Raw genomic sequence first — 14,428 nt, 5'->3', positions numbered from 1 at the left:
AACGAAGTAAGCATGATTAAAATTAGAACAGTTATGAATATCACATATAAATCGACAAGGAAGTTTGGAGCCGCACTTGGTGTTGCCTTCTTGGTAAGCATCTCTTCGTGCAGTGAGGAGGAATATTTGCAACAGGTGCCTCCTACTCAGCTTAGTGACTCCGATATTTTCAGCACCCCAGCACGTATTGAGGGTTTGGTAAATGGCATCTATTCGTCACTTAAAGGTGCTAATTTCTACGGCGGAAGGCTTTTGTTGTTTCTCGATGTACGGGGTGAAGATTTTATCAATACGACTGCAAATTCATTCACGGGATATGATGCTTGGGCACATTCGTATAACTCTGCTTCAGCCGACATCCTCAACGTGTGGTCCACGGGCTATACGACGATTAATCGGGCGAACGTACTCATTGAAGGGTTGACGGCAAATCCGGGTGTGGTGGATGAAACGACGGCAACAGGGTATATAGCGGAAGCCAAATTTCTGCGTGCGCTGTCATATTATACGCTGGTAACTATCTTTGCCCGCCCTTATACGGAAGACAACGGTGCCTCGCCTGGTCTGCCTTTGCGCTTGATAGCGGAACTTACGCCTGAAAACAACGGGTTGGCTCGTAGCACGGTAGCCCAGGTTTACACTCAGGTATTGCAGGATTTGGATGAGGCGGAGGCAGATCTTCCTGAGGCGTATTCAACAGCATTGTTGAATACAACGCGTGCTCACAGAAACACGGCCATTGCTTTGAAAACAAGGGTTTATCTCAATCAGGGCAACTGGAACGCAGTCATTGCGGAGGCTAGCAAGATTGTCCCGCAAACGTCAGCCCCGTTCTCGGCAACCGCTGGGGTAGAAAACACGCTTCACGGTGATATTGTCGAAGCACTGGCCAGTAATTTTACTACTGCCGAATCCATTTTTTCCATGCCGTTTACGAACTTGGACAATTTAGGTGGTCAGTCAGCTTTAGGTTATCTTTACAATGGCAACTCGGAGTATTTCATGAATCCGGCGGGCATATTAGGCAGCAGCCAGTGGGCAGAAGGCGATGCACGACGGGAATTGCTGCGTTTTAATGGAACCAATGGGCGTTATTACCTGGGTAAATATGGACAAGCAGCACCTTTCTTGCGATATATACCGGTGATTCGGTACGCAGAAGTATTATTGAATTATGCCGAAGCAGCGGCGGAGACAGGCAATCTCGCATTGGCCACGGAATTGCTGGAGGCTGTTCATCATCGGTCTGACCCAGACTACGTGTTTCCTGCATCGGCTACTGCTACTAGTGCGGCATTGATTACGAGTATAGAAACCGAGCGGAGAATCGAGTTATTGGGCGAGGGCTTTCGATCGAACGACCTGTTGCGCCGTTTATATACCATTCCGGAAAAGGTAGGTCCTGCCTTCTCGGCTTCGGCAGTGGCTCCATCGGCAGCTAATTACATTTGGCCCATGTCGAATGATGAAATTTTGACAAATAATTTAATTTTTGACTGATTTAGCATGTATATTCAAGCCGTTTTTAACCAAATACCATAATTGTATGAAACATGCTATTTATGTAGGCTTGTGGTTGTTCGTTTGTACTGGATCGGCTTTAGGACAAGGCCGACAGGAGGCGGGCAATGCCAAACCTGCGGCAAGCATCACAGCTGCCACGGCAAACCATCAAAAGTTTGAAGGCTTTTTCGATTTTTATTATGACAGCAGTGGTAAAATCTTGCTGGAAATCGACAAGTTTGATGAGGAGTTCCTGTATTTCAGTGCGATTGCCGCAGGTGCTGGCAGTGCAGCGGAAAAGGGCCGAGCCACTTCTTATATTGCCAAATTTGTCAAAGTAGGCTCTAAAGTTTTCCTATTGCGGCCGGAATACAACTATCGCGCTGTAACCGACAATCAGGATGAGGTGAAATCGGTGGAAACGGCCTTTGCCAAATCAATCATCTGGGCGTTTACCCCAGTCGCTACCGAAGGTGAACGTGTATTGGTAGATTTGACGCCTTTCCTCATCCGTGATAGCCAAGGTATCGCAGGAAGCTTGGCTGGCGGTGGCCGTGGCAGTGCCGGCAGCGCTTACCGGGTAGATGACGGCCGATCGGCCATTTTCATGGAAAATACTAAGAATTTCCCGAAAAATTCGGAATTTGAAGCGATGGTAACGTTTGTCGGCGGCGCTTCAGGGGGCGGCGGCGGTTTTGGCCGCGGCAGCAGCCTTGCGCCGGATCCAACCGCGGTAACACTCCATCTGCACCAGTCTTTTGTGGAGCTCCCGGAGCCGGGGTTCAAGATGCGTAGGTTTGATTCTCGTTCAGCATTCAATGCGTTTACGTATATGGATTTTGCAGCGCCGATGGACGAGCCGCTGACCAAGCGCTTTATCAGGCGGCACCGCCTTCAAAAGAAGGATGCGCAGGCAGCGGTGAGTGAGGCCATTGAACCTATCGTCTATTATGTCGATCGGGGAGCCCCTGAGCTGATTAAACAGGCGCTTATCGAAGGCGGTGCCTGGTGGAATGAAGCATTTGAGGCAGCGGGTTTCAAAAATGCGTTCATCGTCAAAGAACTGCCGGCTGATGCCGATCCGATGGATATCCGTTACAATGTGGTCAACTGGATCAATCGGAGCGGTAGCCCGAGGGCTTTTTCTTACGGTTCTTCGTATACCGACCCGCGTACCGGCGAGATCATCAAAGGAGTGGTCACCTTGGGGGCCGACAGGCACCGGCAAGATTACCTGATTGCCGAAGGCTTATTGCAACCCTATGAAACCGGTAAACCTGTGCCAAAAAAAATGCAGGAAATGGCATTGGCACGGATTAGGCAGCTTTCTGCCCATGAAATCGGACATACCCTGGGTTTTATGCACAATTTTGCGGCCAGTCCAAAAGGCCGGGCGTCGGTCATGGATTATCCGTTCCCGCGTATTGAACTCGATAATGACGGGAATATCAACCTGGACAGCGCTTACGGGGTGGGTATCGGCAGCTGGGATATCCGGGCCGTTATCTGGGGATACGCGGAGTTTCCACCGGGCACGAATGAGGATGCCGAGCTTGAAAAAATCATGCAGGAAACATTGGCTCAAGGGCACCAGTATATTCCCGATATTGGAGGGTATACGCATCCAGTGTCGCACCAATGGGATGATGGCGTGGATCCCATTGCCCAGTTACAGCATCTCTTGAAGGTGCGCCGACTGGTGCTTGATCGATTTTCAGAGAAAGCTATCCGAGATGGCGAACCGATGACGACGATCCAAGAAGTGCTGGTACCAGCCTATCTATTGCATCGCTATCAGATTGAAGCCGTGGCAAAAAGCGTGGGGGGCTTGTATTTTACACATGCGGTTAAAGGCGACGGGCAAGAACCGACCCGTTTGGTGGATCCCGATAAGCAATGGCAGGCGTTTGATGCATTGATGGCGACGATCACGCCGGAAGCCTTGGCTTTGCCGGAAGCCTTGATTCAAAAGATACCGCCCCGCCCGACAGGTTATCCCGGTACCATCGAACTCTTTTCTGGACAAACGGGGCCTACGTTTGATCCGCTAGCCGCGGCGGCTGCTGCTGCTACGGAGACGATAGCTTCACTGCTGAACGCCGAACGGGCTGCACGCCTTGTGGAGTATAAGGCGCGTGACAGTAAGCAACCCGGCTTTATGGCCGTGGTGGATCGATTGCTTGCTGGGACGTGGGGCACGCCGCTTGTCGGGGGCTATGCAGGGGCTATGCAGTCTACAGTAAACAACATCGTACTGACACATTTGCTGATGCTAGCTGCTGACAACGATGCTTCTGATATTGTTCGAGGACAGGCATTGCTGAAAATCAATGGGTTGAAAACGCAGCTGCAGGCGGCGCTCAGCTCCGGTAGCGATGAACAAAAGGCTCAGGCGTTTTTCGCCGTTTCGCAGATAGCGAAATTTGAAAAAGACCCGGATGAGTTCCAACCGGGCAATGTATTCACCATGCCCCCGGGGGCGCCCATCATGCCGGGTATGGATTTTCTACGACATACACACACGGAGAATTGCGGCCATTTCCAAGACTGGTAAAAAGTCGATTTAAGCGGAGTGTCTTTTAATTCCCACAGGTCGGTGTCCGTATTAAATTACGGACGCCAGCCTGTGGGTTTTTAGGAAAAGTGCTAAGCCCTCAATTTTTCGGCTCCGGCTTTAATCTCATCGACAATGCCGGGATCAAGCAATGTGGTGGTATCGCCCAGGTTGGACGTGTCTCCTTCGGCAATTTTGCGGAGGATGCGCCGCATAATTTTGCCCGATCGGGTTTTGGGCAGACCGGTCACAAACTGAATCTTATCCGGCTTGGCAATGGCACCAATGATGCGACTTACGGTTTTATGGATGTCTTGCCGGGTAAGATCTTCATCCAAATGATGCTGGCTGGCGATGACAAACGCATAAATCCCCTGACCTTTCACCGCGTGTGGATAACCCACCACGGCCGATTCAACGACGTCACTGTGCATATTGATAGCATTTTCCACCTCGGCTGTACCGATACGGTGACCCGAAACATTCAATACATCATCCACCCGTCCGGTAATGCGGTAATAGCCGTTTTCATCCCTTAGGCAACCGTCGCCGGTGAAATAGCGGTTTTCATAGGCGGAGAAGTAAGTTTGGCGGCAGCGCTCATGGTCGCCATACGTAGTACGTATCATTCCTGGCCAAGGGAATTTAATGCAAAGGTTTCCGCTCACGTTGTTTCCTTCGATTTCATTGCCGTTTTCATCTACCAGAACGGGCTGTATGCCGGGAAGTGGCAACATGGCGTAACCCGGCACCGTCGGTGTGACACCGGCGATGGGCGAAATTAGAAAGCCACCGGTTTCGGTCTGCCACCAGGTATCTACAATAGGTGCATTGCCGTGGCCTATTTTCTGATCGTACCAGTGCCAGGCCTCTTCATTGATAGGCTCGCCCACGGTGCCCAGTTTGGTAATGCTGCTTAGATCTTTGCCTTCGACAAATTCGTCTCCTGCCGCCATCAATGAACGGATGGCCGTTGGGGCGGTGTATACGATATTGACCTTGTGTTTTTCTACGATATCCCAGAGCCGGCCTGCATCGGGCCATGTGGGTACGCCTTCGAACATCAATGACGTGGCCCCTTGGGACAAGGGGCCGTATATGATATAAGAGTGCCCCGTGATCCAACCGATATCTGCTGTACAGAAATACACTTCGCCGGGTTGGTATTGAAAAGCGTTGGCGAATGTATATCCCGTATACACCATATACCCCCCGCAGGTATGCACGACGCCTTTCGGCTTGCCAGTAGAACCCGAAGTGTAGAGGATGAATAACATGTCTTCAGCGTTCATTTCTTCTGCAGGGCATGGGATATTGCCCTGAGTTTCTACCTTCTTGATTTCGTCTTCCCACCAGACATCCCTTCCTTTGATCATTGATACCGCAGTACGGGTGCGGGTGAGCACGATGACCCGCTCAACGGATTTACATTGTACCAGTGCGTCATCTACGATACTTTTCAGTTCGATGATCTTGGTGCCCCGGTACCCACCATCAGCAGTGATGACCAGCCGGCAATCAGCATCGTTGATCCGATCGGCGATGGACTGCGCGGAGAATCCGCCGAAGACCACGGAGTGTATCGCCCCAATGCGTGCGCACGCCAGTACGGCTATAACCAGCTCGGGAACCATGGGAAGGTATATGCATACCCGATCGCCTTTTTGGACGCCGTTGTTTTTCAAAACGTGGGCAAATTGTTCAACTTTATCAAGCAATTGCTTATAAGTGAGTATGCGGTATGCCTCGCTGGGATCATTGGGTTCCCAGATAATGGCGGGCTTATCACCCAGCTTATAAATGTGGCGATCCAGGCAATTCTCCGTGATATTGAGCCGCGCGCCTTCAAACCATTTAATTTTGGGTTCCTTGAAGTTCCAGTCCAACACATTAAACCACTTACGCCGCCAATAAAAATTTTCAGCGATACCCGCCCAAAATTCCTCAGGCTTTTCTACGCTGTACTGGTATACTTCGTTGTATTCCTCAAATGATTTGATCTGTAAATCCATGGTTAGTTTATGTTTTTATGTGTTATTTTGCTCGGACAACACGTTGGCCTACATTTGGTTTTTAAAGGTGGCTAATTTACATACTTTTTGGAAAAAAGAGAATTTTCTGCCAAATGATGCGCAATTACGCGATAAAAGTATTGGAGCTCTTGCTATTCAGCAATGTGTTTATCGCTTGCTGTGCTGTGGCCCAAGGGGGCCTGTCGTACCTGCTGCTGTCGCTGCCGATGAATTATCCGGTTTTGGCCATCCTCGGTTGTGCCACGCTGGCCATGTACAATTTCAGCATGATATTGGCGAAACCCCAGTATCCTGAAGCTTCGCCCTATCGGAGGGTACGCTGGATATTCCGGCATGAGCATTCGCTTTGGATGTGGACCGGCGTGGCGTTGATGGTATCTTTTGTATTAGGGTTGCAACTTCATCTACCGTCATTCGCATTACTGGGCGCGGTAGGGGCGATGGGCCTGGCTTACAACGTGCCGCTTATCCGCATAAAAGGTGCAAGGCGATGGGTAGGTCTTCGGCAGCTTACGGGCCTTAAATTATTTTACATCGGTGCCGTATGGGCGATGAGTTGTGTCCTACTGCCGGTGGCAGAAGCCTATCACGATGGATTGCCCATCCCGTGGCCGCAGGCAGGACAATTGACAGCATGGGTATTCCTGTTTGTGGTGGCTATTACGATTCCATTCGATATCCGTGATCTTTATCAGGATAGGTATTATGGACTAAAAACCATTCCCGTGCTGGTGGGTGAACGCAAGGCGCTTGCCTTGTCTGTAACCTTGCTGGTGTCGCATGCCGGTTGGGTATGGGTGAGCGACCATGCATGGAACGTGCGCATTGCGCTGTCAGCAGTTTCATTGCTGTGCCTGCTTGTTATTTCGTTTCCACCGCTGAAGAAAAATGAATATTACTATTTCCTGCTGCTGGATGGTATGATGATAGTCCAGTTTTTGGCAGTGTGGACAGTTAGTTGAAAAAGCCAGTGCTTAGCCATGCAGAAATCCGATGACCTTGTTGGCCAGTACATCCGCTATCTTGAAATAGCTCTCCACGCTCCATCCGGCCACATGCGGGCTTAGTGCTACCCGTTCGTGTTTAATCAAGGAAATAAACCAGGGTTGCTTGGCCAAGTTTGGGAACTTTTCCACGGGCAATACGTCAAACGCCGCGCCCAGTATCCGTCCTTCATCCAGCGCTTTCAGAATGGAGGGAATACTCACAATTTCGCCACGGGCGCCGTTGAGGAAAAAAATCGGCTTGCGGAAATGGAACAAATATTCATCATCTACCATACTGTGCGTCTCGCTCGTGAGGGGAATGTGGAGACTCAATACATCGGCCTGTTTGACCACTTCTTCCATACTGACCTCCGTTGCATACGCATCGCTGAAGCCTGTTTTATATTTGTCATAGGCGATGACTTTGACACCAAAGCCGGATAACTTGCGTGCCATCGCCTGTCCGTTATTGCCGTAGCCGATAAGTGCCACCGTACGGCCGCCCAACTCCAGCCCGCGGTTTTCCTCGCGTCGCCACAATCCATTTTTTACTTCATGGTTGGCACGATTGAGGTTGTTCATCAAGCCCAGCAGCATACCTACCATGTGTTCGCCTACTGCATCACGATTGCCTTCGGGAGCGTTGAGCAGGGTTATTCCTTTTTCCTGGGCATAGCCATCGTCAATATTGTCCATACCCGCTCCACCACGGGCGATAAGCTTCAACTGCGGGGCGGCATCAATAAATGTGATGTCTACTTTAAATTTGGAGCGGATGACCAATCCGGTATATTGGGCTATGATTTGCAGGGTTTCTTCCCTGCCAAATGTTGGTTGATAATCAAATGCGATGTTGGAGGCTTGTAGTTTTGCCAAAAAAATGGGATGGATGTCATCCACGATAAGGAGTCTGGTGAGGGGATTTGTCATAGCTTTTGGGCAATATCATTTGTCAATAGAATAAAGTCGGCTACCGCTAATCGTTCCGCTCGGAGGTCATAAAGGACGTTTTCGCCCATTTTATCTTTGGGAATAACGGCAGACAACGCATTGCGTAAGGTTTTGCGCCGCTGGTTGAAGGCGGCTTTCACCAGGCGCCAAAATAGCGTCTCGTCACAATCGAGTACCTGTACGGCATTGCGGGTAAGCCGGATGACGCCGGAAAGTACTTTGGGGGGCGGGTTGAATGCACCAGCTTTTACGGTAAATAGGTATTCGACATTGTAATAAGCTTGGATGAATACACTCAATATCCCATATGTTTTGCCGCCCGGCTGGGCGACACAGCGCTCTGCTACTTCTTTCTGGAACATACCAACCACTTCCACCACGCACTGGCGTTCCTCCAATATTTTAAAAAGAATTTGGGAGGAGATGTTATACGGGAAATTGCCGATAACGGCCAGCTTACCGGTGAAGTGCGCGGAAAAATCCAACCGCAGGAAATCGCCATGGATAAGTTTATTACCCAGCCGTGGGTATTTGGTTTGCAAGAACTGGATGGATTCGTCATCCACGTCAATGAGCCATGTTTGGTAGTGGTCTGCCTGTAAAAGGATATCTGATAATATGCCCATGCCCGGCCCTACCTCTAACACGGCTTCATAACCCAGCTGTGGTCGTAGTGCACCGACAATCCTTGCGGCGGTATGTTTATCGGTAAGAAAATGCTGGCCAAGGTGCTTCTTGGCACGGACACTGCTCATTGATGAAATGGATTTTGGGGCAAAGATAGTTTTTTTGTTGTTTTGTTTTTACAAGAATAGGTAGTAGGTTTATGGCTTATAGCAATTAGCGTCATGAAAGAAATAGCCAAAATACTCATTTTCGGTGGTGGATTGCTCCTTATTACGGGACTCATAGTCTATTTTCTTGGCGATAAATTAAAGTGGTTTGGCAACCTTCCGGGAGATATCCGGGTGGAAAGGCCGGGTTTTAGTTTTTACATGCCCATCACCAGTATGGTGCTTTTAAGTGTAGTGTTCAGTGCGGTGGTTTGGCTGGTACGCAAATTGTTTTGAGTGCATCCGTTAAAATTCATACTTTTGGTAGCCAAAGCAAAATGAATGCGAATATGAGTGACAAACTGAAAATAGGGATTTCCATCGGCGATGTAAATGGTATAGGTTTAGAAGTGATTATTAAAACGTTGCTGGACAGTCGGATACTGGAATATTTTACGCCAATTGTTTATGGGAACACCAAGGTTGCCTCATTCCACCGCAAAGCCCTGGGCATTCATGATTTTAGTTTCAACGTCATCAATACGGCTGAGCAAGCGCATAGCAGGCGTCCAAACATGATCAATTGCTGGCAGGAGGATGTCAAAGTCAGTCTAGGCGAGGAAAACGAGATCGGGGGCAAATATGCGTTCCTTTCGCTGAAACACGCGGTGGACGATCTGGTGGCAGGCCATATTGATGCGTTGGTGACCGCTCCCATTAATAAACATAATATCCAACGGGAAGAATTTGAATTTCCGGGACATACTGAGTACTTGCAGTCAAGAACGGTCAGCGGAGATGTGCTGATGTTTATGATTAGTGATAATCTACGTGTGGGTGTGGCGACGGGACACATTCCGGTGAAAGCTATTGCGTCTGCCCTTTCTGTAGATGCCATCGTTTCCAAGTTGGCATTGATGGACGCCAGCCTTAAAAAAGACTTTTGGATTCAGAAACCTAAAATTGCTGTATTGGGCTTGAATCCGCATGCTGGGGATAATGGGCTCATCGGTGTGGAAGACGAACAAATTGTCACTCCAGCTATCGAACAAGCTAAGGCAGCAGGTGTTTTTTGCTTTGGCCCATATGCAGCCGATGGCTTCTTTGCCTCGGATGCCTATACGAAATTTGACGCGGTACTTGCCATGTATCATGATCAAGGACTTATTCCTTTCAAACATATCGCTTCACGGAGCGGTGTGAACTATACGGCGGGTCTGCCAGTGGTACGGACCTCTCCCGACCATGGTACAGGCTATGACATCGCAGGGAAAAACATCGCATCCGAGGTGTCTTTCCGCGAAGCGATCTTTGCGGCTATCCATATTGTAGAGCATAGGCGCGAACAAGAATTACTGTCGTCAAATCCACTGGTGACCAGGCGTTTGTCCCGTGATAGGGATTAATCCGGATTGACCTTTGGGCGATTACCCAATCGAATGTGTATTTTTGCCGCTGTATACGATTTGGTGATGCCGAGTACAGCCATGAAAGAATTTTTACAATACCCCATATTTTCCGTATTGAGTGACATCGCTGAGGCAACTCACATGGAATGCTATGTCGTCGGCGGTTATGTACGGGATAAGATCATGGGCCGCGATTTCAAAAATGATATCGACATTGTAGTAATAGGGAGCGGTATTGATTTTGCTAAACAGGTAGGGAATCGATTGGGCACGAAAGTGAATGTGTATAAAAATTTCGGCACGGCGATGTTGAACCACGGGTCGCTTCAAATCGAGTTTGTAGGCGCACGGAAAGAATCATACCGGGCGGATTCACGCAAACCCATTGTTGAAAATGGTAACTTGCAGGAGGATCAAAATCGACGTGATTTCACCATCAATGCCATGGCATTGTCGCTTAATAAGCATGATTTTGGCCAATTGCTCGACCCATTTAATGGACTTATCGATATTGAGCAACGTATCATCCGGACACCGCTAAATCCCGAGGAAACGTTTTCGGATGATCCATTGCGCATGATGCGAGCGATACGGTTTGCCAGCCAGCTGAATTTCAAAATAGATACTCCGGCTATCCATGCGATAAGCAACAATACAGGGCGGATAGCAATTATCTCCAAGGAGCGTATCATCGACGAGCTGAATAAAATCATTTTGGCGAACAAACCATCCATTGGCTTCAAGTACTTGTTTGATACAGGATTGCTGCATTGCATCTTTCCAGCGATGGCCAACCTCCATGGTGTGGAGATCATCGAAGGCAAGGGGCATAAAGATAATTTTTACCATACGCTGGAAGTGCTGGACAACGTGGCCGAACAGAGTGATGACCTATGGCTGCGCTGGGCGGCTATCCTGCATGATATTGCCAAGCCTGCTACTAAGCGGTTTGATAAGCGGCATGGCTGGACATTCCATGGCCATGAAGACAAAGGAGCAAGGATGGTGCCCAAGTTGTTTGCCGATCTTCGGTTGCCACTCAATGATAGGATGAAGTTTGTGCAAAAGCTGGTTCTGCTACACTTAAGGCCGATAGTATTGGCGCAGGACATTGTCACCGATTCGGCAGTAAGGCGGCTGTTGTTTGAGGCGGGCGACGACATTGATAGCCTGATGATGCTTTGCCATGCTGATGTAACGACAAAAAATGAATATAAAAAGAAAAAATACCGACAAAATTTCGAGCTGGTCAAGCAAAAGCTTAAGGACGTGGAGGAGCGCGACCAAATCCGGAATTGGCAACCGCCAGTGTCTGGCGAAGATATCATGTCGGCATTTGGATTGAAACCGGGCAGGGAAGTGGGGGTCATCAAAAATGCGATTCGCGAAGCGATATTGGAAGGCGATATCCCCAACAGCCGGGAGAAAGCCTACCGGTTTATGCTCGAAAAAGGAAAAGAGCTGGGGTTGAAATAGCAGCACATTTTCGGACTTTCCAATTTTCGAGCTTTCGACTTTTGACTTATTTTCAGATATTCGCATAAAATTCACGTTAAACTAACTATACAAAAAGGTGCGTCATGGCTATCTACCGTTTTAGGATTTCATTCGAAGATTATGATGATGTGATTCGTGAGATTGATGTGTTGCCCAAGCAGACGTTCTTGGATCTGCACAAAGCTATTCATGCGGCTACGGGCTATAATCCGGAATTATCCTCATCGTTTTATGTAAGTAATGACCATTGGAAGAAAGGAGATGAAATTGCTTACTTGCCCGATAAACGAAAAAAAGAGCGGGGTGTGATATTGATGGAGGAATCAAAGCTGAACAAATTTATCGATGATCCGCATCAAAAATTCTATTATGTATATAATTTTGAACATCCGCTTGATTTCCATGTACAGTTAATCAAAATTTTGAAGGAAGAAGTAGACAAAGTATATCCTGCATTGTTCAAAAGCGTCGGGCAAGTACCTAAATTGCCCGGTGCGGCGATTATTCCGGTGTCTGCCGATTCATCTTCCAATAAAAAGGCCGGAGAGGAGTATGATTTCCTCCAGGAAACGGAATATGGCATCAACGAGGAAGAGGATTTCGATATGCTGGATGAAGAAGAACAAGAAGAGGAAAACAAAGAAGAGAACGGCGGCGGGTATGAGGACGATTATTAATTAGTCACGTGGCAAAAACACTGGTGTGCATTGTGGGGCCTACTGCGATTGGCAAGACAGCGGTAGGTATCCAATTGGCCCAGCATTTCCATACCGTTATCCTATCGGCCGATTCCCGGCAGTTTTACCGCGAACTATCCATCGGGACAGCCAAGCCTACCGATAATGAATTGGCTTCCGTACCGCATTACTTTATCGATTCCCACAGTGTCATGGACGACTATTCGGCCGGCGATTTTGAGCGCGATGCCTTGCAATGCTTGGAGGAGTTGTTTTCACGGCTTGACGTAGTGCTATTGGTAGGTGGCTCGGGATTATTTGTGGATGCGGTATGCCGCGGACTTGACGACCTACCCAAGGCGTTGCCGGGCGTGCGTGACCGGTTGAATAACCTGTACAAGGAACAGGGACTAGAACCCCTCCAAGAGCGGCTGAAGGGGGTCGATCCTACATATTATGAGCAGGTGGATATTCAGAATCCACAACGGGTGATCCGTGCACTTGAGGTGTATGAAAGCACAGGTCTGCCCTTTTCCCATTTCCGGCAACAGGCGGCTGGCACACGCCCCTTCAAGATACTTAGAATCGGCCTGGATACCGATAGGACTTATCTGTATGAACGTATCAACAACCGAGTAGATGCGATGATAGCGGCCGGTTTGTTGGATGAGGTGAAGTCATTGCTGCCCTTCCGGCATAAGTCGTCTTTGCAGACTGTAGGCTATGCCGAATTGTTTGACTACTTGGATGGTCGGTATACTTGGCAGGAAGCGGTAGATAAAATCAAGCAAAATACACGTAAATACGCTAAACGGCAATTGACATGGTTCAGGAAAGACCCAGCAACAGTTTGGTTCCGGCCGGAGGCGGTTGATGAAATGATATCCCTCATCGCACCGCATGTTGGCCATGCCGAATAAGCGATGAGGGATAATCAGCAATTATTTAATCCACAATGAAATTCCAACCGAATTCATCTTCAATGCGGCCATAACGTAAATCATTTAAGTATTGCAAGACTTTATTCGAAAACTCCCGATTGGCGAGGTCAGGCAAGGTATAGACTTGTCCCTCATAACCGATTTCTGTGATGGGTGTGAGGGTAGCTGCTGTGCCTGCGGCAAATGCCTCGGTAACGCTACCATCTTCAATACCGTCAATCAATTCTTTCACGGACACATGGCGTTCCTCCGCTTGGTAGCCCCAATGGCGAGCTATTTCAATGATGGTCCGGCGGGTAATACCATGCAAAATCGTATCTGATGATGGGGTGATAATGGTGTCGCCTACGCGGAACAACAGGTTAGCCGTACCTGCTTCCTCCACGTACTTATGCTCTTTGGCATCGGTCCACATCAGTTGGTCAAAACCTTCCTGTTGGGCGATCCGTGTCGGGTGAAGCGACAACGCATAGTTGCCGGCATTTTTAGAGAAGCCCACGCCACCTTCCGCAGCACGGGTAAAGTGGGTCTCCACTTTAAGCCGCAACGGTTTATTATAATAGGCACCCACAGGACCCGTAATGACAATAAATTTATAGGAGTCAGCGGGATGCACACCTAACGCGGCTTCGGTGCCAAACATGAAGGGACGGATATATAGCGATGCGCCTTCTGTATTGGGAACCCAATCGCGATCAAGGTCGACCAACGCCTTGAGTCCGCCGATAAAAATTTCTTCTGGCACTTCCGGCATTTCCAGCCGCCGTGCCGACTTATTGAACCGCTCAAGGTTTTTATCCGGTCGGAATAGGCTCACCTTGCCATCGGCAAATTTATAGGCTTTCATACCTTCAAAGATTGCCTGGCCATAGTGTAGGGCAGAAGTAGCGGGGCTCAATGATAGATTGCCATAAGGCACAATGCTCACGTCTGCCCAATGTCCATTCACGTATTCGGCCACCAGCATGTGGTCGGAAAACGTTTGACCAAATTTCAGGTTGTTGAAATCGACTTGCGAGAGCCTTGACTGTTGGGCTTGCTCTACGCGGATTGCTGTTGTTTCTGCCTCGTTCATAGCTGTAAATCTTAGGCGTGCAAGTTAGT

Annotated in this window: 12 protein-coding genes; 8 read left to right on the top strand and 4 right to left on the bottom strand. The window is 48.8% G+C overall.

The window, feature by feature from the left end; all coding sequences use genetic code 11:
* The first annotated feature begins 33 nt into the window (after positions 1 to 33).
* Together BMW65_RS17340 and BMW65_RS17335 are read left to right on the top strand one after the other, a co-directional pair.
* Entirely contained in the window at positions 34 to 1,500 is a 1,467-nt protein-coding gene (locus BMW65_RS17340) for a RagB/SusD family nutrient uptake outer membrane protein (RefSeq protein ID WP_090607264.1), read from the top strand.
* Positions 1,501 to 1,546: 46 nt separating this feature from the next.
* On the top strand, positions 1,547 to 4,057 hold the full coding sequence (locus BMW65_RS17335; RefSeq protein ID WP_090607263.1) for a zinc-dependent metalloprotease: 2,511 nt from the start codon (positions 1,547 to 1,549) through the stop codon (positions 4,055 to 4,057).
* A gap of 92 nt (positions 4,058 to 4,149) precedes the next feature.
* Here the strand turns inward: BMW65_RS17335 and acs are convergent, their stop codons facing one another.
* On the bottom strand, positions 4,150 to 6,069 hold the full coding sequence (gene acs / locus BMW65_RS17330) for an acetate--CoA ligase (protein ID WP_090607261.1): 1,920 nt from the start codon (positions 6,067 to 6,069) through the stop codon (positions 4,150 to 4,152).
* A gap of 113 nt (positions 6,070 to 6,182) precedes the next feature.
* On the opposite strand from acs, the gene BMW65_RS17325 reads away from it, so the two are divergent.
* On the top strand, positions 6,183 to 7,052 hold the full coding sequence (locus tag BMW65_RS17325; protein WP_090607259.1) for a UbiA family prenyltransferase: 870 nt from the start codon (positions 6,183 to 6,185) through the stop codon (positions 7,050 to 7,052).
* A 12-nt stretch (positions 7,053 to 7,064) separates the two neighbouring features.
* On the opposite strand, the gene BMW65_RS17320 is transcribed toward BMW65_RS17325, so the two are convergent.
* Together BMW65_RS17320 and rsmA are read right to left on the bottom strand one after the other, a co-directional pair.
* Positions 7,065 to 8,006 (bottom strand): NAD(P)-dependent oxidoreductase, encoded by a 942-nt coding sequence (locus tag BMW65_RS17320; protein WP_090607258.1) that lies wholly within the window; start codon positions 8,004 to 8,006, stop codon positions 7,065 to 7,067.
* Positions 8,003 to 8,782 (bottom strand): 16S rRNA (adenine(1518)-N(6)/adenine(1519)-N(6))-dimethyltransferase RsmA, encoded by a 780-nt coding sequence (gene rsmA, locus BMW65_RS17315; RefSeq protein ID WP_090607257.1) that lies wholly within the window; start codon positions 8,780 to 8,782, stop codon positions 8,003 to 8,005. Before rsmA ends, BMW65_RS17320 begins: the two co-directional genes overlap by 4 nt.
* Positions 8,783 to 8,875: 93 nt before the next feature.
* Here rsmA and BMW65_RS17310 point away from each other — a divergent pair, with 93 nt between their 5' ends.
* From BMW65_RS17310 to miaA, 5 genes are all read left to right on the top strand, one after another.
* Positions 8,876 to 9,097: a DUF2905 domain-containing protein gene (locus BMW65_RS17310; RefSeq protein ID WP_090607255.1), complete on the top strand. Its 222-nt coding sequence runs from the start codon at positions 8,876 to 8,878 to the stop codon at positions 9,095 to 9,097.
* Between the two features lie 53 nt (positions 9,098 to 9,150).
* The gene (pdxA, locus tag BMW65_RS17305) at positions 9,151 to 10,206 is read left to right on the top strand and encodes a 4-hydroxythreonine-4-phosphate dehydrogenase PdxA (RefSeq protein ID WP_090607355.1); all 1,056 of its coding nucleotides are present in this window, start codon (positions 9,151 to 9,153) and stop codon (positions 10,204 to 10,206) included.
* 81 nt (positions 10,207 to 10,287) lie between these two features.
* Positions 10,288 to 11,685, top strand: a complete 1,398-nt coding sequence (locus BMW65_RS17300; protein WP_090607253.1) for a CCA tRNA nucleotidyltransferase — start codon at positions 10,288 to 10,290, stop codon at positions 11,683 to 11,685.
* A gap of 104 nt (positions 11,686 to 11,789) precedes the next feature.
* The gene (locus tag BMW65_RS17295) at positions 11,790 to 12,383 is read left to right on the top strand and encodes an IS1096 element passenger TnpR family protein (RefSeq protein WP_090607252.1); all 594 of its coding nucleotides are present in this window, start codon (positions 11,790 to 11,792) and stop codon (positions 12,381 to 12,383) included.
* Between the two features lie 8 nt (positions 12,384 to 12,391).
* The gene (miaA, locus tag BMW65_RS17290; RefSeq protein WP_245747674.1) at positions 12,392 to 13,303 is read left to right on the top strand and encodes a tRNA (adenosine(37)-N6)-dimethylallyltransferase MiaA; all 912 of its coding nucleotides are present in this window, start codon (positions 12,392 to 12,394) and stop codon (positions 13,301 to 13,303) included.
* A 25-nt stretch (positions 13,304 to 13,328) separates the two neighbouring features.
* Here the strand turns inward: miaA and BMW65_RS17285 are convergent, their stop codons facing one another.
* Positions 13,329 to 14,399, bottom strand: coding sequence for a branched-chain amino acid aminotransferase (locus BMW65_RS17285; protein WP_090607250.1), 1,071 nt, complete (start codon positions 14,397 to 14,399; stop codon positions 13,329 to 13,331).
* Positions 14,400 to 14,428: the final 29 nt, after the last annotated feature.

This window comes from Parapedobacter koreensis (genome assembly GCF_900109365.1).
GTDB classification, from domain to species: Bacteria; Bacteroidota; Bacteroidia; order Sphingobacteriales; family Sphingobacteriaceae; genus Parapedobacter; species Parapedobacter koreensis.
This window is presented reverse-complemented; position numbering and strand designations above follow the sequence as displayed.